Source organism: Acinetobacter tibetensis (assembly GCF_023824315.1).
Lineage (GTDB): Bacteria > Pseudomonadota > Gammaproteobacteria > Pseudomonadales > Moraxellaceae > Acinetobacter > Acinetobacter tibetensis.
Genome location: NZ_CP098732.1, coordinates 331,204 through 354,533, shown reverse-complemented (window position 1 = coordinate 354,533; position 23,330 = coordinate 331,204). Strand labels below are relative to the sequence as shown.

20 protein-coding genes are annotated in these 23,330 nt (G+C 43.4%); 8 read left to right on the top strand and 12 right to left on the bottom strand.

The window, feature by feature from the left end; translation table 11 throughout:
* Positions 1–14 precede the first annotated feature (14 nt).
* Together recG and M5E07_RS01625 are read left to right on the top strand one after the other, a co-directional pair.
* Complete coding sequence (recG, locus tag M5E07_RS01630) at positions 15–2,060, top strand: ATP-dependent DNA helicase RecG (protein ID WP_252221336.1); 2,046 nt, start codon at positions 15–17, stop codon at positions 2,058–2,060.
* Entirely contained in the window at positions 2,047–2,685 is a 639-nt protein-coding gene (locus tag M5E07_RS01625) for a ComF family protein (protein ID WP_252221334.1), read from the top strand. The genes recG and M5E07_RS01625 overlap by 14 nt, the downstream gene beginning before the upstream one ends.
* Before the next feature lie 39 nt (positions 2,686–2,724).
* On the opposite strand, the gene M5E07_RS01620 is transcribed toward M5E07_RS01625, so the two are convergent.
* Positions 2,725–3,126, bottom strand: a complete 402-nt coding sequence (locus tag M5E07_RS01620) for an NUDIX hydrolase (protein ID WP_252221332.1) — start codon at positions 3,124–3,126, stop codon at positions 2,725–2,727.
* Positions 3,126–3,725 carry an LOG family protein gene (locus tag M5E07_RS01615; protein WP_116761097.1) on the bottom strand — a complete coding sequence of 200 codons (600 nt, stop codon included), beginning with the start codon at positions 3,723–3,725 and terminating at the stop codon, positions 3,126–3,128. The genes M5E07_RS01620 and M5E07_RS01615 overlap by 1 nt, the downstream gene beginning before the upstream one ends.
* Before the next feature lie 154 nt (positions 3,726–3,879).
* Here M5E07_RS01615 and M5E07_RS01610 point away from each other — a divergent pair, with 154 nt between their 5' ends.
* Entirely contained in the window at positions 3,880–4,893 is a 1,014-nt protein-coding gene (locus tag M5E07_RS01610) for a CorA family divalent cation transporter (protein ID WP_116761095.1), read from the top strand.
* A 102-nt stretch (positions 4,894–4,995) separates the two neighbouring features.
* On the opposite strand, the gene M5E07_RS01605 is transcribed toward M5E07_RS01610, so the two are convergent.
* The 8 genes from M5E07_RS01605 to dxs all read right to left on the bottom strand — a co-directional run bounded on the left by M5E07_RS01605 (position 4,996) and on the right by dxs (position 13,824).
* Positions 4,996–5,280 (bottom strand): STAS domain-containing protein, encoded by a 285-nt coding sequence (locus M5E07_RS01605; protein ID WP_116761093.1) that lies wholly within the window; start codon positions 5,278–5,280, stop codon positions 4,996–4,998.
* Between the two features lie 12 nt (positions 5,281–5,292).
* Positions 5,293–5,925: an MlaC/ttg2D family ABC transporter substrate-binding protein gene (locus M5E07_RS01600; protein WP_252221330.1), complete on the bottom strand. Its 633-nt coding sequence runs from the start codon at positions 5,923–5,925 to the stop codon at positions 5,293–5,295.
* A 19-nt stretch (positions 5,926–5,944) separates the two neighbouring features.
* Positions 5,945–6,613: an outer membrane lipid asymmetry maintenance protein MlaD gene (gene mlaD / locus M5E07_RS01595; RefSeq protein ID WP_252221328.1), complete on the bottom strand. Its 669-nt coding sequence runs from the start codon at positions 6,611–6,613 to the stop codon at positions 5,945–5,947.
* Positions 6,613–7,392 carry a lipid asymmetry maintenance ABC transporter permease subunit MlaE gene (mlaE, locus tag M5E07_RS01590; protein WP_116761088.1) on the bottom strand — a complete coding sequence of 260 codons (780 nt, stop codon included), beginning with the start codon at positions 7,390–7,392 and terminating at the stop codon, positions 6,613–6,615. Before mlaE ends, mlaD begins: the two co-directional genes overlap by 1 nt.
* On the bottom strand, positions 7,389–8,207 hold the full coding sequence (locus M5E07_RS01585) for an ABC transporter ATP-binding protein (protein WP_116761085.1): 819 nt from the start codon (positions 8,205–8,207) through the stop codon (positions 7,389–7,391). The genes mlaE and M5E07_RS01585 overlap by 4 nt, the downstream gene beginning before the upstream one ends.
* Before the next feature lie 402 nt (positions 8,208–8,609).
* Positions 8,610–10,529: a DEAD/DEAH box helicase gene (locus M5E07_RS01580; protein WP_252221326.1), complete on the bottom strand. Its 1,920-nt coding sequence runs from the start codon at positions 10,527–10,529 to the stop codon at positions 8,610–8,612.
* 440 nt (positions 10,530–10,969) lie between these two features.
* Complete coding sequence (locus M5E07_RS01575; protein ID WP_116761081.1) at positions 10,970–11,800, bottom strand: inositol monophosphatase family protein; 831 nt, start codon at positions 11,798–11,800, stop codon at positions 10,970–10,972.
* 116 nt (positions 11,801–11,916) lie between these two features.
* A complete protein-coding gene (gene dxs, locus M5E07_RS01570; protein WP_252221324.1) occupies positions 11,917–13,824 on the bottom strand; it encodes a 1-deoxy-D-xylulose-5-phosphate synthase in 1,908 nt (635 codons plus the stop codon).
* A 302-nt stretch (positions 13,825–14,126) separates the two neighbouring features.
* Between dxs and ribA the strand changes: the two genes are divergently transcribed.
* Complete coding sequence (gene ribA / locus M5E07_RS01565; RefSeq protein ID WP_016168634.1) at positions 14,127–14,729, top strand: GTP cyclohydrolase II; 603 nt, start codon at positions 14,127–14,129, stop codon at positions 14,727–14,729.
* Between the two features lie 57 nt (positions 14,730–14,786).
* Here the strand turns inward: ribA and hemN are convergent, their stop codons facing one another.
* On the bottom strand, positions 14,787–16,157 hold the full coding sequence (gene hemN / locus M5E07_RS01560) for an oxygen-independent coproporphyrinogen III oxidase (RefSeq protein ID WP_252221322.1): 1,371 nt from the start codon (positions 16,155–16,157) through the stop codon (positions 14,787–14,789).
* A 234-nt stretch (positions 16,158–16,391) separates the two neighbouring features.
* Here hemN and hemF point away from each other — a divergent pair, with 234 nt between their 5' ends.
* The 3 genes from hemF (at position 16,392) to aroE (ending at position 18,710) form a co-directional block, all read left to right on the top strand.
* The gene (gene hemF, locus M5E07_RS01555) at positions 16,392–17,333 is read left to right on the top strand and encodes an oxygen-dependent coproporphyrinogen oxidase (RefSeq protein WP_252221320.1); all 942 of its coding nucleotides are present in this window, start codon (positions 16,392–16,394) and stop codon (positions 17,331–17,333) included.
* Between the two features lie 285 nt (positions 17,334–17,618).
* Positions 17,619–17,825 carry a hypothetical protein gene (locus tag M5E07_RS01550; protein ID WP_116761073.1) on the top strand — a complete coding sequence of 69 codons (207 nt, stop codon included), beginning with the start codon at positions 17,619–17,621 and terminating at the stop codon, positions 17,823–17,825.
* Positions 17,826–17,921: 96 nt separating this feature from the next.
* Entirely contained in the window at positions 17,922–18,710 is a 789-nt protein-coding gene (aroE, locus tag M5E07_RS01545) for a shikimate dehydrogenase (protein ID WP_252221318.1), read from the top strand.
* 67 nt (positions 18,711–18,777) lie between these two features.
* Here aroE and M5E07_RS01540 read toward each other — a convergent pair whose 3' ends face one another.
* Complete coding sequence (locus M5E07_RS01540) at positions 18,778–21,138, bottom strand: hypothetical protein (RefSeq protein WP_252221315.1); 2,361 nt, start codon at positions 21,136–21,138, stop codon at positions 18,778–18,780.
* A 333-nt stretch (positions 21,139–21,471) separates the two neighbouring features.
* Here M5E07_RS01540 and M5E07_RS01535 point away from each other — a divergent pair, with 333 nt between their 5' ends.
* Entirely contained in the window at positions 21,472–23,295 is a 1,824-nt protein-coding gene (locus tag M5E07_RS01535; RefSeq protein WP_116761067.1) for an acyl-CoA dehydrogenase C-terminal domain-containing protein, read from the top strand.
* The last annotated feature ends 35 nt before the right edge of the window (positions 23,296–23,330 follow it).

Genomic DNA, 23,330 nt, shown 5'->3' with positions numbered 1-23,330 from the left:
TTAGTTGAGGGGACATGGCCGCAGTCCAACAATTGCAAGGGGTTGGAAGTGCCTCTGCTGCATTACTTGAAAAACTGAATATTTTCACCACGGATGATTTACTGTTTCATCTGCCGCGGGATTATGAAGATCGTAGCACGATCATTCCAATGAACCAATTGGAGGTTGGGCGTAGCTATCTGCTCGAAGGTACGGTGAAATCAGTGGACTTTCCGCCAGGAAAGCGCAAATCCATGGCCATTTTACTGGATGATGAACTCGGTAAAGTTACATTACGTTTTTATCACCTATATAAAGCCTTGACCGATCGCGGTAAGGTGGGCAACCGTTTACGGGTTTTTGGTGAAGTCCGTGTCGGTGCGCGTGGCTTGGAAATGTATCATCCTGAAATTCAGTTAATTACTGAACATACGCCTCTACCGCAAACTCAGCTCACAGCCATTTATCCTGCAACCGATGGACTGACCCAAACCAAGCTGCGTGAATACGTTAAACATGCCTTAAAACAGCACAGTGATGATTTGCCAGAGTTGCTGCCACAGAAATTCACCAATGGCTATGCCTTAAAACAAGCCTTGCATTACATCCATGAACCGCCACTGGATGCCAATATGTTGCAGTTGAGCCAAGGCTCACACCCTGCGCAGCAACGCCTGATTTTTGAGGAATTGGTGGCTCATCAAGTCAGCCTACTGACCCGTCGCGCCTACATTCAGCAAATTGCAGCCCCCTCGTTTACTAATAGTAAAACCTTTGCCAAACAATTACTGACTGCGTTGCCCTTTAAAATGACCGCAGCACAGAAACGTGTGTCTAAAGAAATCTCCGATGATTTAAAGCAACACAAGCCAATGCTACGTCTGGTACAAGGCGATGTTGGTGCGGGTAAAACGCTTGTGGCAGCACTTGCTGCTTGTCATGCTTTAGAAGAAGGTTGGCAAGTTGCCTTAATGGCACCGACTGAAATTCTCGCAGAACAACATTATTTGAATTTTAAACGCTGGTTTGAACCTTTAGGCTTAAATGTGGCATGGCTATCAGGCAAGCAAAAAGGTAAAGCCCGTGCCTTGGCAGAGCAACAAATTCAACAAGGCTCGGCTCAACTGGTCATCGGTACCCATGCCTTGTTCCAAGACAGTGTTGCCTTTCACAAATTGGGTTTGGTGATTATTGATGAGCAGCACCGCTTTGGGGTTGATCAGCGTTTGGCACTTCGTAATAAAGGCGCACAGCAAACCACGCCCCATCAACTCGTAATGACTGCAACCCCTATTCCGCGTACTCTCGCCATGTCAGCATATGGGGACTTAGATACCTCAGTGATTGATGAATTGCCACCTGGTCGAACCCCGATTCAAACCGTGACCATTCCTTTGGATCGTCGTGAAGAAGTCTTACAACGGATTGCCAGTAATTGTGCCGAAGGCAAACAAGCCTATTGGGTTTGTACATTGGTCGAACAGTCGGAAACTTTAGATGCTCAAGCCGCGGAAGCCACCTATGCCGAAATTAAACACCGTTTTCCAACACTAAATATCGGACTGGTACATGGCAAAATGAAAGCCGATGACAAGCAAGCCGTCATGCAACAATTCAAGAACAATGAACTACAACTGCTCATTGCGACCACAGTGATTGAAGTCGGGGTGGATGTGCCGAATGCCTCTATTATGGTCATTGAAAATGCCGAGCGTCTAGGCTTATCACAACTGCATCAGTTGCGTGGTCGTGTCGGGCGTGGTGCCAAGGCCAGTTTTTGCGCCCTGCTGTATAAAAATCCACTGTCGCAAAATGGACAAGAAAGGCTACGCATCATGCGTGAAACCAATGATGGCTTTATCATTGCAGAGAAAGATCTAGAAATTCGTGGTCCTGGGGAATTACTCGGCACCAAACAAACGGGAGATATGGGCTTTCGCGTTGCCAAATTAGAACGGGATGATCATTTGCTCAATCAAGCACATTATGTCGCACAGCAAATCCTGAAAGACTATCCAGTTCAGGCAAATGCCTTACTCAAACGCTGGCTGCCTGAAGCCCCGCGCTATGCCTATGTTTAAACCTTTTTTATCTAGCGCTCAGCAATGGCTGCATTCAGTACTCCCATGTCAGTTTTGTGGTCTTGAGCGTGGTCGTCATGCCAGCCTCTGTCAAGATTGCTGGAACCATTTACCTTGGTTCAAACAATCCGTGCAACGTCAAGAAATTGAGGTTCAAGTCGCCTGCCATTATGCCTATCCCATTGATCGTGTGATTCAGCAATTTAAATACGAGCAACAACTACATTTCCAAATCTTGCTGACTGGACTACTGAAGCAGCTCGAATATCGACAAATTCAGGCGATTGTCCCTATGCCGATTTCGACTCAGCGCTTAGCCGAACGGGGTTATAACCAAAGTATCATTCTGGCACAACGTTTGGGACAACACTTAAACATTCCAGTCTGGCAACCCATTCAACGGCAGCATCAACATGCACAAAAAGGCTTAAGCCGTTTAGAACGGCTGGATCAAATCGAACAGCAATTTAAAATTGCCCCGACAAATCGACAGCGTTTTCGTCGCGTGTTAATGCTGGATGATGTAGTGACGACAGGTAGCTCGCTCAAAACCTTAGAACGAGCACTTGCCGAATTGGGCTGCCGAAAAATTGAAGCGGTCTGTATTGCAGCAGCTCAAGCCTGACCTTCGCCAAATTTTAAACGGCCACTCAGATCAAATGCACTATGCTTGAGTTTTGAATTGCTCACGCACCCACGGCAACACAATTTCTCGAGTCAACGGGGCCAATGGCGTCGTTTGTTCATCCCAATCAATCCATTTCAGTTCTGCAATTTCAGCCGCAATTTGTGGTGCAGTGTCTAGCTCCACATGGAATACATGGCTTATCAATAAATGATCGGATTCATTGGCCGCAGCGGTTTCAAAACGTCCAACGTACTGAATAATTTTCGCCTGACAACCAATTTCTTCCGCGATTTCACGCAAGATACAATCTTCAGGCGCTTCATCTGGTTCTAGCTTGCCACCCACCTGCATAAAAAAACGAGTGTTGTGCTTACGCACCAATAACAACTGCTGTTGTGTATTCAATACAATACCCGCAGCGACAGTAATTTTTTTCATTAGCCGTGTTTCACCAAGTCTTGCTGCTCGCTCATACCCCATTTCGGGGTAGGTGCAGTAAATACATCAAACTGCTGTAGAATCGCTTCAACTGAGTTTTCAGCAATTAAGGTCTCTGTGAAACGTGAATGCGTAAAGCCTTTTTCGGTCGTTAAGTTGATGAATTTAATCAGGTCATCATAAAAGCCGTGGACATTTAAAAAGGCACATGGTTTGAGATGAATGCCCAATTGCGCCCAAGTCCACTGCTCAAAAATCTCTTCTAAAGTTCCCGCTCCCCCTGGCAATGCAATAAATGCATCGGAAAGTTCGGACATTTTAGTTTTACGTTCATGCATGTTTTTCACCACATGCAGTTCCGTTAAATCAGGATGTGCCAACTCACGATCCACCAAGGCATGCGGAATAACCCCAATCACTCGTCCACCCGCCTGCAAGGCACTATCTGCAATGACCCCCATCAAACCCGAGCGCCCACCACCATAGACCAGTGTTTTACCCTGCTGAGCCAAAGTTTTGCCAACATGACGCGCTGTTTCTAAAAAAATTGTGTCTGTACCAACGGCTGAACCACAAAAAACTGCAATAGAATGTGTCATTATTTCACCATGTTATGATCTTGTCATACCGCGAACGTAAACTAGATGGAGATTTTTTCATAAATTAGCAATCCAAGCAGTGTTTTTCATGAAATCCTTGTCTAAAATACACCCATCGATTTAACCCATACTGCGTAAGGGAGAAAAGACATCCATGCTTGAAGCCTTTTACGCCACAGAGCGCGGTAGTTTAGAAGATGCCACCATTAATGGCGGTTTTGATTTACACCCAGAATTGGTCTGGGTCGACCTCATTGCACCTTCACAAGAAGAACAGCAATGGGTTTTAGATGCGTATGATCAAAACCTACCTACATTAAAGTCATTAGAAGACATCTCTTCATCTGCCCGATTCTACCGTGATGATGATGGTATTTTGCATATCAGCACGTATTTTTTAACGAAAAATAAAAATTATCAGGTGGATGGTGAGGCAGATGATAATTCTAGTATTTTAGCCACAGTACAAACTGTCGCTTTTATTTTGCATAGAGAACGTTTGTTTACTCTGCGTGGTGAAAAGCTGGTGGCTTTCCGTGCCTTTCGCGCACGTGCACGTCGCAATGACTACGAAATTGACTATAAAGACCCGACTTGGGTCCTGTTAGGTTTACTCGAAGCCAAACTGGATGAGCTTGCGGATATCTTAGAAGATATCCACAAGGACTTGGAAAAATACTCCACAGAGGTACTGAATAACCGTCATCGTGAACAAATTCTCGACCTTGATGACATGATTACCCGACTGGCACAGTTAGAAGATATGTTGGGTAAGGCACAACTCTGTTTGATTGACTTACGTCGTGTACTGACCTTTTTATCCCGTCCGCGTGCCCTAGGCAGTCATATCTATGATGCAGACATTCGAGAGTTGAGTGAAGATGTACGCTCACTGGTCGAACATGATGCCTTCTTGTTCCAGAAAGTGCGCTTCTTGCTAGATACCACATCAGGATTCATTAATACTGAACAGAATGACACCATTCGTCGCTTCTCGATTTTACCAAGTATGCTTGCACCCCCAATGTTGGTGGCAAGTATTTACGGCATGAATACGGATGTTTTACCTTTTGCCCATGGCACCACCAGCTTTATCGCCGTCAGCATGATTATTGTCGGCTTCTTTATCGGCCCGCTGATTTACTTCCGCTGGAAAAAATGGATCTGAATATTATTTTTTGAATGGTGTGATCAGCGATGTGCAACAGAATATCGTCTTTTTGAGCATAAGATTCAACATAAAAAAAGCACCGCAATTGCGGTGCTTTTTTTAGATGATCTGCAGATCATCTTGCAGATGACAAGCCTGAATAATCTTCATCATTTTCTCAGGCACAGCCTTAAACTGTAAACCTTGTGCATGTGGCGTTTGGCGCAACCAACGCACCAACACAGCTAAAGCCAAGGTACTTCCTTGTTGTAACTGTGCCAAATTTACCACCATAGGCAAGGGTTGTTTCTGAATCAATGCCAAACCCTGCTGATAATATTGTTCAGCATTGTCATAATCTATTTTTCCAGTGACCTGTAATTCCTGATTGACGAGACTAATCACCTTTCACCTATCTTATTTTTTCTTTACAGCTGCATCAGCATCTGGTTCAAAGTTAGCAATCGCTTTATCCAGATTACCACCATTACGTTTAACTGTCGCTGCGAACTGATTACGGAATTGTAGACCTAAATCAATACCAGAAACGTTGATGTTACGAATCTTCCATTGGCTACCTTTATCCGCCAACTGGAACGATACAGGAATCTTTTCACCGTTGTTATTAAAGTCAATGGTCACAACAGGGTTAGCGCTACCAGTCGCTTTATAAGGGCGAACAGTGTAGGTTTGGTTACTGAATTTCGCAAATGCAGTGCCATAATTTTCAATCAGTGTTTCGCGAAAGTTCTTTTCAAACTGTGCACGTTGTGCTGCTGTACTGTACTGATTGGTTGCATAAGTCCCCATGACAATACGAGTGAACGCTTGTGAATCCACATATGGGTCTAAGTTTTGACGTACAATGGCTTTTACTGCCGTTGGGTTATTTTGCAATTTTGCATGGTCTGCTTTTAAGCGACCAATTAAACCATCCGCCACACGCTTAATAAATGCAGGAGGAGCTTCAGTTGGCGCAGCAAATGCAGTACCTGCAATCATGGTTGATAAAATGCTTGCCGTTAATGTTTGTTTCAACAACATATTCACTTCTAAATTCCTCTTTCAATTATTCAACAAATGCTGGTTCAGCATCTGTTTTGTCAGTTGGTGCCTCAGCTTCTGCCGATGGAGTCGATGACTTACCTGCACCTGCTGTAATAAATTTACTAATCAAATCTTCAAGATCCATCGTACCTTGAGTATTGGCAATGGATGCACCGCGCTTAACATAATTCAAGCCACCACCCGGAACAACTTTCAAATACTTCTCACCCAACAAACCATTGGTTGCTACCATTATGTAAGCATCTTCATCAATACTGGTGATGGATTTCATGTTCGCAATAAGTTGCTGTTCCATTTCTTTTTGTTTCGCTGGTGTAGCTTCCGTATATTCTGTGCTATAGCGCAACTCATCCAACGCATTGTTTTCAACCGTCTTCAACTGCTCTGCATTAAAAGACGTTAACTTACCATCTAACTCAAAATGCACGGTTGCCAAACGCGTAACAGGATCTAAGGTAATATCCGTCACACGACCAATGGTCACACCACTCATGGTAACTTTAGCACGAGGCTTTAAGCCATTCACATTATCAAATTGTGCCGTCATGCTATACGCATCACGTAAGTTGGTGCCAACTAAGCCACTCACTTTCATTGCCAAGAAAAACAATGCAACACCGAAGACAATGACAAATAATCCTACGGCCAGCTCACTTGCACGTGATTTCATTAAACCCCTCCGAACATGACCGCAGTCAACACAAAATCAAAACCTAATACACAAAGCGATGAATACACCACGGTACGCGTTGTGGATGTCGCAATGCCTTCCGATGTCGGTACACAGGTATAACCTTGATAGACCGCAATCCAAGTACACAAAATGGCAAAAACAATACTCTTAATAATCGTGCCATTAAAGATATCTTTATAGAATTGCACATTACTTTGCATGCCACTCCAGAAAGAACCTTCATCTACGCCCAGAAAATCTACGCCGACCATTTTACCGCCAATAATACCAATCGCAGCAAACACCACACTCAACATCGGCAAGCTAAAAATCCCAGCCCATAAACGTGGTGAAACAATACGTTTTAAGGGATCAACCCCGATCATTTCCATACTGGACAATTGTTCAGTGGCTTTCATTAACCCAATTTCTGCGGTCAGTGCAGAGCCTGCACGCCCAGCAAACAATAATGCTGCAACCACAGGGGCCAATTCGCGCAATAGGGTTAACGACACCATGGTACCCAACATGGCTTCTGAACCAATGTTGACCAAAATGGAATAACCTTGTAGGCCTAAAACCAAACCGATGAACAAACCTGACACCGAAATAATCAGTAAGGACATCACCCCGACACGGTACATTTGGTAAACAAACAGTTTGACGCCTAACCATGTCGGCATGGAGCATAGAATTTGCAACAACATAATGGTTGCAACACCGACACCCTGAACACTTTGAATAACGCGTCTACCTAATGAGGCAATAGCATTCATGAACCAACCTCGCCTGCCAAATACGCTTGATGACTAAACTGATACTCTACAGGACCTTCAGCAGCCCCCGTAAGAAACTGACGTACAAATGGCGATGCATTGGCTTGCAACTCTGCTGGTGTGCCTTCACCTTGCACCTTCCCTTCTGCAACGACATAAATATAATCTGCAATGGAGAGGGTCTCTGACACATCATGCGATACAATAATTGTGGTTAGCTCTAATGCCTCACGCAAAGAACGAATTAATCGCGTGAGCACCCCTTTAACAATCGGGTCCTGACCAGCAAAAGGCTCATCATACATAATTAATTCTGGATCTAATGCAATGGCACGTGCCAATGCTACACGTCGGTTCATCCCACCCGAAAGCTCAGAAGGCATGAGTTGCTCTGTTCCACGCAACCCTACCGCTTCCAACTTTAGTGCGACCAATTCTGCAATCAAATGCTCAGGTAATTGGGTATGTGCACGTAAAGGAAATGCAACGTTTTCATAAACGCTCATATCGGTAAATAAAGCACCGCTTTGAAACAACATGCCCATACGCGCCCGTGCCGCAAACAACTCATGTCGCGACATCTGCCCAATATCTTTACCGTCAAGTAGCACTTGCCCATGATCTGGGGTCAATTGTCCCCCAATTAAACGTAGCAGTGTAGTTTTACCTGTTCCAGATGGCCCCATAATGGCGGTAATCTGACCACGTCGAATCTTCAGACTGACTTGTTCATAAATGATTCGTTCCCCTCGCTTAAAACTCAGATCTTTGACTTCAATCAAAGCTGAATTTTCAAGGGGTGCTTGATTATTCATAGCGGAGAAAGTTCCTGCAATTTTCCAGCACGCATACTATAAAGGATTGAACTATAAAATGTTACCTAGTTGCGTCGGGTAAACTGTGTGCAATTTGTTTTTTTGATTCTGTCATTTTAATTATATGAAACTACTCACACAGCATAAAAATTAGAACGCTGTGTTATATAAATTGAGCGTAAAAGAAATAGATCAGATTGCTCATAAAAAGAATAAAACTCAGATAAGGCATAACCACCTCTTTTAGCGAATACCCTAACATAGGTTGTTGTTCTATATTGTTGTTCATATTTGTCATATTTCAACATAAATTTGACTTAGTATACATTTTTTAAACAATAAACAAAATCGTTAAGCATAAAAAAACCAGCGCATTTGCGCTGGTTTTTTAGAAGGTATGACTTAGTCGTTGAACTTACGACGTGGGCGGTCAAAACCACCTTCAGTGCGTGGACGATCTGAATTAAATTCACGCTTTGGACGGTCTTCACCACCGAAAGTGCGCTTAGGACGATCTTCACCACCGAAAGTACGTTTTGGACGGTCATCACCAAACGAACGTTGTGGACGGTCGCCAAAACCACCTTCACGACGTGGTGCTGGACGATCACCAAAATCACGTTTTGGACGGTCACCAAAAGAACCTTCACGACGTGGTTTGTAGTCTACACGGTTACCGCGGTTGTCATCATTCGACTCAAAACGTGGCTTATCGTTGAAACCGCCTTCACGACGTGGCGCTGGACGATCACCAAAATCACGCTTTGGACGGTCATCAAAAGAACGTTGCGGACGATCACCGAAACCGCCTTCACGACGTGGCGCTGGACGATCACCAAAATCACGCTTTGGACGGTCATCAAAAGAACGTTGTGGACGATCACCGAAACCGCCTTCACGACGTGGACGATCATTATTAAACTCACGACGTGGACGCTCTTCACCGCCAAAAGCAGGACGTTCGCCACGTGGTTTGTCATCGTAGCTACGACGTGGACGATCATCACCGCCTTCACGACGTTTAAAATTGCTTTCGCCTTCAAAACGGCTACGACCACCGCCATCACGACCACGACCACCGCCGAAACCGCCACGACCACGACCACCGCCATCACGACCACGACCGCCGCCATCACGACTACCGCGTGCAGGAGGTGGAGATGGCTCAAGACCTTCAATCTCAGATACGTTTAAACGAGCATCTAAGAAGTCTTCTAAAGCACGGATCTTGCCGCGTTCACGGTAAGTTGCAAGTGTAATTGCTTTACCTGTACGACCCGCACGACCTGTACGACCAATACGGTGTACATAATCTTCGTTCTTCATAGGAAGACCAAAGTTAATTACGTGAGAAATTGTTGGTACATCAAGACCACGAGCAGCAACGTCTGTTGCAACTAAGATTTTTGCACGACCTTCACGAATGCTACGTAAACGACGGTTACGTACAGTTTGTGGCATAGCACCATGAAGCGCTACAACTGATAAACCTGCTTCAGCAAGTTCTTCAGCCAACATATCTGTGTCTTCTTGAGTAGAAGCAAATACTACAGCTTGATCAACGTCTTCAGCGTTTAACCAATGAGTAAGTAATTTTTTCTTGTGTTCAAAGCCATCAGTCCAATGCAAAGTTTGAGTGATGTCAGTGTTTGTAGAGTGACCAGTTTCGATTGCAATACGTTGTGGATCATTCATCATGCGTTCAGCAAGTGTAATGATACGACCAGCAAATGTTGCAGAGAACATTAAAGTCTGTTTACGGTTTGCAGCAAGATCGCTGATTGCTTCTAAGTCTTCAGAGAAACCTAAATCAAGCATACGGTCTGCTTCGTCAACAATAAGCGCATCAACTTGGTCTAATTTAATTTGACGACGGTTTACAAGGTCAAGTAAACGACCTGGTGTTGCAACAACAACTTGTGCACCTTTTAACTGTTGGATTTGCTTACCAAACGGCATACCACCCATGATCGCTGCAATACGTGCACCTTTCATGTGACGAACAAATCCAATCGCGTCTTGGCTTACTTGCTGCGCCAACTCACGAGTTGGGCAAAGAACCAAAATATTTGGTTGAGTAATTGCTTTCATACGTTCTTTGAACGGAACGAAAGTCTCTTGGGCTGCAAGTGCGTTTAACGTTGGAAGTAAGAACGCCGCAGTTTTACCTGAACCTGTTTGGCTAGATACTAAAAGGTCTTTACCTTCTAAAGCTGCAGGAATCGATTGTTCCTGTACAGGCGTAGGAGAAGTAAAACCTAGGCTTTGTAAAGCTTGTTGTAACGATTCATGTAAAGGAAAATCAGCAAAAGTTTTGCTCATAGAGTATTTCACCCGAAAAATGGGTGCTCCATTAAATATATGGTCTGATGGACATCGGCAAAAAGCGGCACAGCAATAATCGCTGAAAATATAGAATCAGCGGCGATCCGAGAACGACGATGCGTATAACGCACATTTGATTACAGCCGCAACCTGAAGGAATCGCTTAAGCGATTGGGTGGGGCGCGAAATAATGTCCTCTCTTTGGACCGGACGCGCATACACAATGATAGAAGAGAATGTTCAGGTAATGAACGAAATTTAGTGCGTGGCGAGATTATAACAGCATATTTTTAAAAGTCACCTATTTTAATCGACTTTTACTATTTTTTTACAAAATATTATTCAAAGATGCAATTAAGCCTTGGAATTCTATATAAAAAAAAGCCCTCAATTTTGAGAGCTTTTTTTTATCATCACTTGATCAGGTCATCATTCGACTACTTTGCAGCTTCGCCCCATGCTGGCACTACAGCCTGCATTAATGGCTTTAACATTTTCATTGAACATGCAAGTACTTGACCATTTTCCATAGAGTCGCTGCCACCACGCGCATCAACCACAGTACCGCCCGCTTCTTTCACAATCAACTCGCCTGCTGCGATATCCCAAGGCTTTAAGCCGAGTTCGAAATAAGCATCGAAACGACCTGCTGCTACATACGCCAAATCTAATGCTGCTGAACCTGTACGACGGTATTGCGCACCAGCTTCAGTTACATTTAACAATGAAGCAAAATGATTTTTTGCATAAGAAATCACTTCACCATTACGTTTTGCGCGGTAAGCATGTCCCACAGACATGAATGTATTTTCAAGGCTGTCTTTCACATTTACACGAATACGACGTTGGTTCATCATGGCACCACGACCACGACTTGCAGAGAACAATTCATCTTTCACAGGGTCGTAAATTACGCCGTGTTGAGTAATGCCTTTATGTTGAACTGCAATAGAGATACAGAAGTGAGGAACACCATTAATGAAGTTTAAGGTGCCATCAAGTGGGTCAATGATCCAACACCAATCTGCGTCGTGACCTTTGCCTTCTTGAAGACCAAACTCTTCACCAAGGAAACTGTGGTTTTTATAGCTTTTACGTAGCGTATCGATGGTCAATTGTTCCAAATAACGGTCTACACGCGTTACTGGTCCATCAATTCCTTTTTCTTCGACTTGTAGATCAAGTTTATGACGATTTTGATGCGCTTTTAAAAGCTCTTGACCGACTGTTTGAGCCGCACGCGCAGCCATCACCACCATAGGTTCCATTGAACACCCACTACAAATTTGAAGATATTGATTAAAGAATAATGCATAAAAGCCCTTATATCTTAACAAATATAAGTGCTTTTAGGGAAAAAATGTTTCGGAAATTTAGCTTTTGATCAGCTTATATTTTGCACAAGCTTTAACCATACAGATTCTATTGATTTAACAATACCTTGTGCATCCAAGCCTGCTTGCTGCAACATCTGATTGTGTGTTGCCTGATGCATAAAGTTATCTGCCAAACCTAAATTCAGCATCGGCTTAACAATCTGTGCTTGTGCCAAATATTCATTGACTGCACTACCCGCACCAGCCATCACCGCATGTTCTTCCACGGTGACAAACAATTGTGTTTGATCGGCCAAGTTTGACAACATCTGTTCATCTAAAGGTTTCACAAAGCGCATATTGACCACACGCACGCCAACATCCAGTTGCTGTGCCAGACGATGTGCGGCTTCTACAGATGCAGCAACACGACTACCAAAGGCCAAAATACTGATTTGTTCATCGGCAGTTTCATTCAATTGCAAAATGATTTCAGCGCGGCCAATTTCAAGCTCAGTCATGTGCTGTTGTATTTCTACCCCTAAGCCATTGCCTCGCGGATAACGTACCGCAGCGGGTCCTGGATATAAATAGGCGGTATGCAACATTTGACGACATTCATTTTCATCTTTCGGCGCCATAATCACCATATTCGGTACAGTACGCATAAAGGCATAGTCATAGGCACCTGCGTGGGTCGGGCCATCCTCGCCCACCAGACCTGCACGGTCAATACCGAACGTCACATCCAAATTTTGTAATGCCACGTCATGAATCAACTGATCATAACCGCGCTGCAAGAAAGTCGAATAAATCGCGACTACAGGTTTTAAACCTTCACAGGCCATGCCCGCAGCTAAAGTCACCGCATGCTGTTCCGCAATCGCCACATCAAAGAAACGTTCTGGATATTGCTGCGCAAACTTGACCATGCCAGAACCTTCACACATGGCAGGGGTAATTGCCAGTAAACGCGAATCTTGTGCCGCTTGGTCACACAACCATTGACCAAATACATCTGAATATTTAGGCGCGGTTTGCGGCGTTACCTTGGCATTTATTTTGCTAATGGCATGGTATTTAATTTGTTCTGCTTCGGCAGCTGCAAAGCCTTTGCCTTTTTTGGTATAAACGTGAATTAAACGTGGGCCACTACGCTTTTTCAAAGCTTCAAATACATGTGCCAATTCTTTGACATTATGACCATCAAAGGGTCCAAAATAATCAAAACCAATCGCTTTAAATAGATTGTCCGCAGCTTCCGTTGCGGATTGATGCAACCGTGAATTGTACGACCATTTTGGATGCGGCTGAACATAGGCTTCACCTTGTTCTGAAATATGTACCGACTGACCACTTTCCCAAATGGCAGCCAAATGTTTGGCAAAACCACCCGTACTACATGAAATCGACATATCGTTGTCGTTGAGCACCACCATCAAGTCAGCATTGTGAGCAACTGCATCATTCATGGCTTCAAAGGCCATTCCAGCAGTCATTGCACCATCACCCACAATCGCGACCACATCACAAGGATTTTGTTGATAGCGACGTGCTAAGGCCATTCCCAGACCCGCTGAAATTGCAGTAGATGAGTGGCCTACCCCAAAAGTATCAAAAATCGATTCTTCACGCGCAGGAAATGCCGCCAAACCATCTTTAGCCCGAATGGTCGTTAGTAGCTCACGACGACCTGTTAAAGCTTTATGCGGATAGGCTTGATGCCCCACATCCCAAATTAGGCGATCATCTGGCGTGTTAAAACAATAATGTAGGGCAACTGTTAGCTCAATGACACCCAAGTTTGCGCCAAAATGTCCGCCGCTTTGCCCAGCTGCATACAAAATAAATTGACGTAACTCATCCGCCACTTGTGGTAGTTGATCACGCGCGAGCAAACGCAGTTGTTGTGGATGATCGATCGTATCCAGCAACGGTGTTACAGGGCGTTGAGTTGGTATTTCTGTATACAACATATGTGGCAAAGCCTTCTAAAGCCTGGCAAATCCTAAGCTAGGTAAATGGGTTACTCGATCATCGTGGGATGATATCACCTTCAATCAGCCACATTTCTGGCGATGCGTACTTGAGTACAAAACTCAATTGGCGTTTTTTGGTGCCTAGATTATCCTGAATAATATAGCTATTTATCAACTATTATCGTTCGCTTTCTACAAAAAAGAAAATCTTGCACACATTTTCAACGTGACTATTCTACTAATGTCCAAGCATTACGCTATACTTTAGTCAATTTATAAACTATTTAACGGGTTAAACAGTGCCTATAGAATTTGTCGCAACGTCTCGCCTTCCCACTGCTTTTGGTGAATTTAAAATTACGGTCTTCCAAGACCCGAAAACGGGTGAAGAACATGTGGCGCTCTCTAAAGGACTCGATACACCACCAACGGGTCCAGTATTGGTTCGTATTCACTCGGAATGTTTGACTGGCGATGCTTTCGCCTCATTAAAATGTGACTGTGGCCCACAATTACAAGCCACCCAGAAACTGATTAATGAAGTAGGACAAGGCGTCATTCTCTACTTGCGTCAGGAAGGTCGTGGCATTGGTCTTACCAATAAAATACGTGCCTATGCCCTGCAAGATCAAGGACATGACACCGTTGATGCCAACCTCATGCTGAATTTACCTGCTGATGCACGTCGCTATGATATGTGTAGCATTATGTTGGATCATCTGAATATTAAAGAAGTCCGCTTAGTGACCAATAATCCACTCAAAATTAAAGCATTAACCGATCTTGGCATTAATGTGATTGATCGCGTGCCGTTAACGGTGGGTTTAAATCCGTTCAATGAAGATTATTTAAAAACTAAACACGAACGCATGGCACACATGTATAAAAAGGATGACTTTTAAGTCATCCTTACCTTATTTGTTTGCACACTTTCCAACCAACAACAACACTAAAATCAACTAGATGGTCATTGAGAAAATACGATTATTCGGCATTTTCCGACTTAAACGTAAATCAAACGCCATACAAATATTTCGAACAAAAGGTTTGCCTTGCTCGGTAATCTGTATGTGATCGGCCTCAATCGTTAACAAACCATCTTTTTGCATTTCTTCCAGTTGTTGTAACACCTGCGGTAATTCAGGAAATGTCTGAGCTTGACCCTGCCATGACGTCGTAAAGGTACACATTAAATTCAGAATATGTTGCCGAATGACCAAGTCTTCATTGCTTAAAATATGCCCACGATAGACAGGGATTTCATTCTGTTCTAAACGTGCGTAATAATCTTCTAAAGTCTTTTCATTTTGCGCAAAGCTGTACCAGCTATCACTGATGGATGAAAGTCCCAAGCCAATCATGACTTGGGTTTTCGATGAGGTATACCCCATAAAATTACGGTGCAAATTGGCTTGTTGAAAGGCTTGATACATTTTGTCGTGTGACAAAGCAAAATGATCCATCCCAATTTCATAATATCCCTGTGCCAGCAGTTTTTTCTTGCCCTCTTCATAGAGCTGACGCTTTAAGTCATCTTTCGGTACATCGTGATCTTTAAAACCGCGTTGTCCGTTGCCCTTAATCCAAGGCACATACGCATAACTATAAAATGCCAAGCGATCTGGACGTAACAGATTGGTTTGATCAATGGTGTGTAATACATCGGCTAAATCTTGAAAAGGCAAACCAAAAACCAAATCATGCGAGATAGAGGTATAACCTATTTCCCGCGCCCAATCCGTCACTTGTTGTACATGGGCAAAGGGTTGAATGCGATGAATAGCTTTTTGCACCTTTTCGTTATAATCCTGCACCCCATAACTAACACGGCGAAAGCCCAAGTCGTACAAAGCTTGTAAATGTTCTCGCGTGGTATTGTTCGGATGCCCTTCAAAACTAAATTCGTACTCTTCCGCGATTTCCGCTTGCACCAAAATGCCTTGAATCAGTTGGGTTAAATGTTCGACCGAAAAGAAAGTCGGTGTGCCACCGCCCAAATGAATTTCTTTGATGATGGGTTTTTCCACCAATAATTGACAGTACAGGTCCCATTCTTTTAACACCGCTTGGATGTAAGGCTGCTCCATCTCATGCTTTTTGGTGACGCGTTTATGGCATCCACAAAAGGTACATAGGCTTTCACAAAATGGCAGATGGATATACAAACTCATACCTTCACGGGCATTAGATTCATTAAATGCCCGTTTTAGGCTTTGCTTCCATTGCGCCAAACTAAAATCTTGCTCTTCCCAATACGGCACAGTTGGATAACTGGTATAGCGTGGACCTGCAACATTGTACTTTTGAATAAGGGAATTGGCTTGAGTCATGGATGCCCCATCAGAATCTCTGCCTGATACAACAGGCTTGAGCCTCCTATTGTGCGGAGCTTAAATTCAGAATTCAACCTAGCCTTTTAGTCGGGATAATTTCTATGAGATCAGATAGATACTCCCCTTTAAACACACAACTCCACTCACCCAAATAAGAAAAAATCCTTAAGTTTTTTATGATTTTATGTTACACGTTAAGACAACTTTTATTATTCTTTTTAGAGGGTTGAGATGCAGCATCCAACGTCCACAGATATTCAACGTGTTCGTGATTTTCTTCTCGATTTACAAGCCCGTATTTGCGCCAGTCTAGAACAACAAGAACGTGCTGGTGGTGGAACCGCTGAATTTGTGATTGATGATTGGCAACGCCCTGAAGGCGGTGGCGGACGTTCACGCGTATTACAAAATGGTACGGTGATTGAAAAAGGCGGCGTGATGTTCTCACACATCAACATTTCCAAACTGCCTGCTTCTGCCACCGAACGTCATCCTTCGATTGCAGGTGCAAAAGCGCAAGCCATGGGCGTGTCTTTAGTGATTCATCCTAAAAACCCGAATGTGCCGACTTCACATGCCAATGTCCGTTTATTTGTGGCAGAGCCTGAAGGACAAGACCCGATTTGGTGGTTCGGAGGGGGCTTTGATCTCACCCCATTTTATCCTAATGATGAAGATGTACTGTCTTGGCATCAAACGGCGTATGACTTATGTGCTCCATTTGGTGAGGGTGTCTATGCCGAGCATAAAAAATGGTGTGATGACTATTTCTATTTAAAGCATCGTGATGAACAACGCGGTGTTGGTGGATTATTCTTTGATGATTTAAATCAATGGGACTTTGAAACCTGTTTTAACTACATTCAAGCCGTGGGCAATGGTTACCTAAACGCGATCTTGCCAATTTTCCAAAAGAATCAAGATAAACCTTATACTGAAGCACAACGTGAATTTCAGCTTTACCGTCGTGGTCGTTATGTAGAATACAATCTGGTTTATGACCGCGGTACATTATTTGGGCTACAAACAGGTGGACGAATTGAATCGATTTTGGTCAGTTTGCCTAATTTAGCTGGTTGGTCATATCGCCCTGAATGGGAGGCAGACTCTGCCGAGAAAAAACTCACGGATTATTATTTAAAGCCACAAGATTGGCTCAATCTACGCAAATAGACACACGCACTTACAATTTTGACACCTTAAGTACGCCCTTTTTTACCAGATCAGGGCGACTTATAGGTTAGATTGGTATATTTCCCTACAGACTCCCCGTAGAATGTCTTCTACAAAAAAAGTCTATTCTTTGCATTTATCAAAAATACTGTCACCGCTTTAAAACAGCATTCGCACTCTTTACGGTTTAAAAATACGTAAACTAAAAGAAGGTATTTTTAATATATTCATTTTAATGACATGAAAATCTCGTATCGTTCTGTGCCGTCATCTAAGGTCTTTAACATGTTCACAAAAAGAGTTAGTTCAACCATCATGGTTTTTTTCTGCTTTACTATTGTCTTACTCAGCTCAATCAGTACGACTATTTTTTCTGAAAGTGCGTTCAATGATAATACTTCGATCAGTATTGCCGTACTTGCAGCGATTGGCTTAGCCCTGACCACTGCAAAACTCATCTTTGATACAATTCACAATATTTGTAATCCATAAGCACTTGATTTCCACCCCAGAAAAAATGGGTTAACGCTTTAGCCTGAGTGCAATTTGCCGTATATTGAACGGCATTTCTCACATGGATTTTGTGCGATGAGCAAACAATTCGCTGTCATCGGCAACCCGATTGAACAGTCTCGTTCTCCTGAACTTCATCATGCCTTTGCAGCAAAAACAGGTATCGATCTCCATTACAGCAAACGCCTAGCCCCTCTAGATGGCTTTGAAGCCAGTGTGCAAGATTTTTTCGCTAAAGGTGGCTGTGGTATGAATGTCACTGTTCCATTTAAAGAGCAAGCCTTTGCGCAATGTCAGGTACTGACCGAGCGAGCCAAAATTGCCAAAGCCGTCAATACGCTATGGATGCAAGATGGCATACTCTATGGCGACAATACCGATGGTCAAGGTCTGGTCGATGCCATCCATGCTTTGGGTTGGTCACTCACGCAAAGTCGCATCTTAATTTTAGGTGCAGGTGGAGCAACACGTGGTGTAATCTATCCTTTGGTACAAGCAGGCGCGAAAAAAATCGTGATTGCCAACCGTACCCTAGCTCGGGCAGAACAACTGGTGACAGATTTACAGCAGCATGTCCCGCAAGCTGAGCTCAGTGCGACAGCGCTCACCGCATTAACTGGAGAATTTGATTTGGTAATTAATGCCACTTCTGCCAGTTTGAGTGGTGAAGCCTTAATCCTTCCAGAACAACTGATCTTTCAGCATGCCTACGAAATGGCTTACGGCAAACCCTCCAGTTTTCTTGATCAAGCCAAAGCACGCGGTATTCCAAGTTCTGAAGGGTTTGGCATGTTAGTCGGACAAGCCATTGAAGCCTTTTCAATTTGGAATGGAGTGAAGCCTGAGTTAAAAGATTTCCTTTAATCACTCAATAACCAAAACAAATAAAAAAGCCAACCGACTGGGGTTGGCCTTTTTTTGATCTATCGCTTTATTTCAGGTGATTAACCACATCCACATAGGCTTTTTCATACAGATCATAATCCATGAAGCCATCGTGGTCTTTGCTTAACTTGGCAATGGATTTTTCCGAAAGTTTATTTTTACGATCATCAGCAAATGCTTGCCCCAGTACGGCTGCCGCACTTTTTAAATTTGTAGTTTGCTCAGCATTGAGCTCATAGTCATCCTTAAATAACTCAATATAATAATCTGCAAAGACAGCTTGCGGCGTTTTGTACTGCTGAATTCGCTTGTTCCATGCCTGATATTCTTTCGCACCTTCCGAAGCTTCCTGAACAATACGCGCAGCACTATAGCCCAACTCATCAAACTGGTCTGGCTCAAGCAATTTGTGCTTTTCTTTCAGGTTATTCAAACGAGTTAAAGCTTTGCCTTTCGGTTCTTCTAAACGGTCATTGAAACGGTAAGCATAAACTTCTGCAATTTCATTTAATTCACTATTGCTATAGTGCTTCACCACTTCAGGACGGTTTGCAGACAACATCAAGACAAAGACGGATTGGTAGGTCTTAATATAAGAACCTGTGCTTGCAAAGGTTTTTTCTGCCAAATCCGACAACTGCTGATCGAAGCTTAAACGATCTGTCTGCTCCCCATCCACAGCACTTTCAGACATGCCTAAAGACTTGGTAAAGCCAGTCACTATATTTTCTAACATTGAGCCTTTGGTGACTTCCTCAACCGATTTGGCATCGCGTAATGCTTTTTTATCAATCGGTGTGGCATGTCCATAATTCGAAACTTGCATATCGAGATTGATACCGAAGTTACCAATGGTCTCATCAGCAAATTGTAATTGATATGCCAAATCTACTGCACGACCTTGATTATCCAACGCCACATCAATAGTGACTGGCATAGCCTGCCCACTTTCCGCTAAAGCAGCCTGAATTTCAGGTTGATGCTTGATCCAAAGCGCTTTAAACGCCTGCACATCGGTTAATTGATCGCTGACATAAGGTTCAAAAATATGCTGTACTTCTTGCATCGCCAACACTTTTTGCTCCAGTGCAGAAGCGGAAGCTGTTGATTTCGCATTGCCTTGCGCTGGTTGTAGCAACTTGACGCCGTACATATCTTGACAGTAAGTCACATCACCAATTGCGAGATGCTTTTTACTGCCCAACAACGCTTCGCATGCCTGTTCCGATAAAAGTTGACTTGATGAGGCTGCAGCAACTGCACCCGTAGCAACATCTTCTGCATCCGCATCGACTGCACGGGCATCTACATCGGTTTCGACGGCATCCTCAGCATCAGTATACGCGGATTCAGCGATATCGCAGGTGGTCTGATCACCCCCACAACTTGCTTCTTCAGCCTCAACCACCTCATCTGCTGCATCTTGTCCTGAATAGAGCAACTCATCCAAACGATTGTTGATTAAGGTTGCTACACGCTCTGAAGATGCATAGGCTTGTGCACTCACTAATTCACTGCTTGCTACACCCGCCGCTTCCGCAGCTTTTGCGGCCTCTTCTGCTACAGTTGAAGCATCTTCACTGACGGTATCAGTTTCAACCAAACCCATGACTCGCTGAGTAAGGTATGGTTTATTAATCTGCTCAAACAAACTCATTTGCAGCATTAAATTGCCCAAATCACCTTGGTAGCGGATTTTGTTGCGGATGCCCTGCTGTTTTTCTGATGCTGAGACATGCACACGCTGTAACTGTTTAGTATCTGCCAGTGCGTAAGGCAACGCATTCATCTGTTTCAGGTAATCGACCAGTTTAGGCACATTGACACGATCAAGATCTTGTTTATATTTGGAAAAATCTAAATATGCATAAGATGCCTGACTGTCTTTATTGACCAAGTACGGCATGAAAGCGAAATAATTGGCATAGAACTTATAGTTTTGAAAATCCACCACCATTGGGAGCTTGGCTTCAACCAATAGCGTTGGTTTTTGATATTTGGCCACCAGATTTAACGAGGCCATTTTGTCTCGATAATGTACCGAACCATCATAGCTAATTTTTAAATCATTCATGAAATTCATGAGACCAGCAGCAACGCGCGCGGACGATGAATCCGAACCTTTACTGTAAGCATACGGGTTTTGTTCCGTAACAATGGCCTCATACAAGGCCTGCTTTTCTTGTTTACTCAACGACAACTTTTGTTGTTTTAAGTACTGATCTAACTGCTTTTGAATGGCAGGGTCTAAATTCTGTGTTGAGTTCGAGGCCGGTTGAGTGCTAGTAACTTTGCCTTTACTGGTATCGAACTGGAAACCCATGTTACCGCGATAATCGTAACTCGGATATTCATACATCGCATTGACGCCAGTGACCGCTTGTTGTTCCAAAGAGGTATTGTCCAAAGAAGATGCATTCGAATTGGATTTTATGACATGCTGAGAGCAACCGACCATGCTCAAACTTAAAAGACAGCAACTTAAATATTTTAAACGCATAGGTTTTTTTAAACCCCTTATTTATTTATACTTTAAGACATCAAGAAAATTGATTAAATGATCAAAAGACCGCAGATACTGTAGCAAAAAAATACAATATTTTGATAACAATTTTTACCTTAATTAGCCTTTCTGACATTTTTATTGGGCTACACTATCAATGTATTTTTATAACTAATGTGAATAATCAAATTATCGATTCAGATAATCCAAAACTATTTTTAAATTAGGATTAATATCATGCCAGCATATAAAGCTCCTTTACACGACATTCGCTTTTTAATGAATGAAGTGTTTGACTACCCTGCACATTACAAAACTTTATCCAACGGCGAACTTGCTGATGCTGACACTGTAGACATGATTCTAGAAGGTGCAGCGGATTTCTGTGAAAACGTACTCTCTCCAATTAACCAATCTGGTGATGAAGAAGGCTGTCATTTTGACAATGGTGAAGTAAAAACGCCAAAAGGTTTTAAAGAAGCCTATGACCAATTTGTTCAAGGTGGTTGGCAAGGATTGTCTTTCCCTGAAGAGTTTGGCGGTCAGAACCTACCGCAATCTTTAAACCTGATTAAATCAGAAATGATGGGGACGGCAAACTGGTCATTTCAAATGTACCCAGGCTTAAGTGTTGGCTGTATGAACACCATTTTACAGTTTGGTACAGATGAACAAAAAAATCTGTATATGCCGAATTTGGTTGCAGGAACATGGTCAGGCACCATGTGTTTAACTGAGCCACAATGTGGTACAGATTTGGGGCAAGTCAAAACCAAAGCAGAACCAAATGCCGATGGCACTTATAGTATTTCAGGCACCAAAATCTTTATCTCTGCGGGTGAGCAAGATTTAACTGAAAACATCATTCATATCGTGCTTGCGCGTCTTCCAGATGCACCTGCTGGTACCAAAGGAATTTCTCTGTTCATTGTGCCTAAATTCTTGGTGAATGAGGACAGCAGCCTCGGTGAACGCAACCCTGTGACTTGTGGTTCGATTGAACATAAGATGGGGATCCGTGCTTCTGCAACAGCCGTCTTGAACTTTGACAATGCTGTGGGTTATTTAATTGGAGAACCCAACAAAGGCTTACATGCCATGTTTACCTTTATGAATACCGCACGTATTGGTACAGCGATTCAAGGCATTGCACATGCCGAATTGTCTTTCCAAGGCGCACTGCCTTATGCCAAAGAACGCATGTCGATGCGTGCTCTTTCGGGCAAGAAAGATCCTGAAAAAGTCGCTGATGCAATTATTCACCATGCCGATGTCCGTCGCATGTTACTGACCCAAAAAGCCATTGCAGAAGGTGGTCGTGCCATGATTTATCATGCTGCACAAATTGCCGATAAAATGGCGGATGCTTTAACTCTGGGTGATACAGCCGCGTTTGAAGCAGCAGATGATCATTTAGGATTTTATACCCCAATTTTAAAAGGTTTTCTGACCGAACTAGGCTTAGAAGCAGCCAACCATGGTATGCAAGTTTATGGTGGTCACGGTTATATTAAAGAATGGGGCATGGAGCAAATTGCACGTGATGCACGTATTGCAACTTTGTATGAAGGTACCACGGGTGTGCAAGCGCTGGACTTGATTGGTCGTAAAGTTTTACTGACCTCTAAAGGTAAAGTGATTCGTGACTATACGGCTGAAATTTTAAAATTCTGTGGTCAACATGCACGAAATAAATATATGCGCCGTTTTGCGTGGGATTTAACCAAGCTTTGTGCACAGTGGAATACGTTGACTGTCCGCATTATGCTTGCAGCACGTAAAGACCGTGACATTGTATCAAGTGCTTCAGTAGACTTCTTAATGTTCTCGGGCTATGTGATGATGGCTTACTTCTGGGCACAACAAGCAGCGGTGGCTTCTGCCAAACTTGCAGCGGGTGAAGGTCAAGAAACGCCTGAATTCTATAAGGCCAAAATCAAAGTCGCTGACTTCTACTTTGAGCGTTTGTTACCTCGTACACAAGGTCATGCTGAAGCAATGGTCAATCCTTCACGTACCATGACTTCTTTGGCTGCGGAACACTTTAGTTTTGATTATTAAGTCATGAATTCAATAAAAAAGACCGCTAAGGCGGT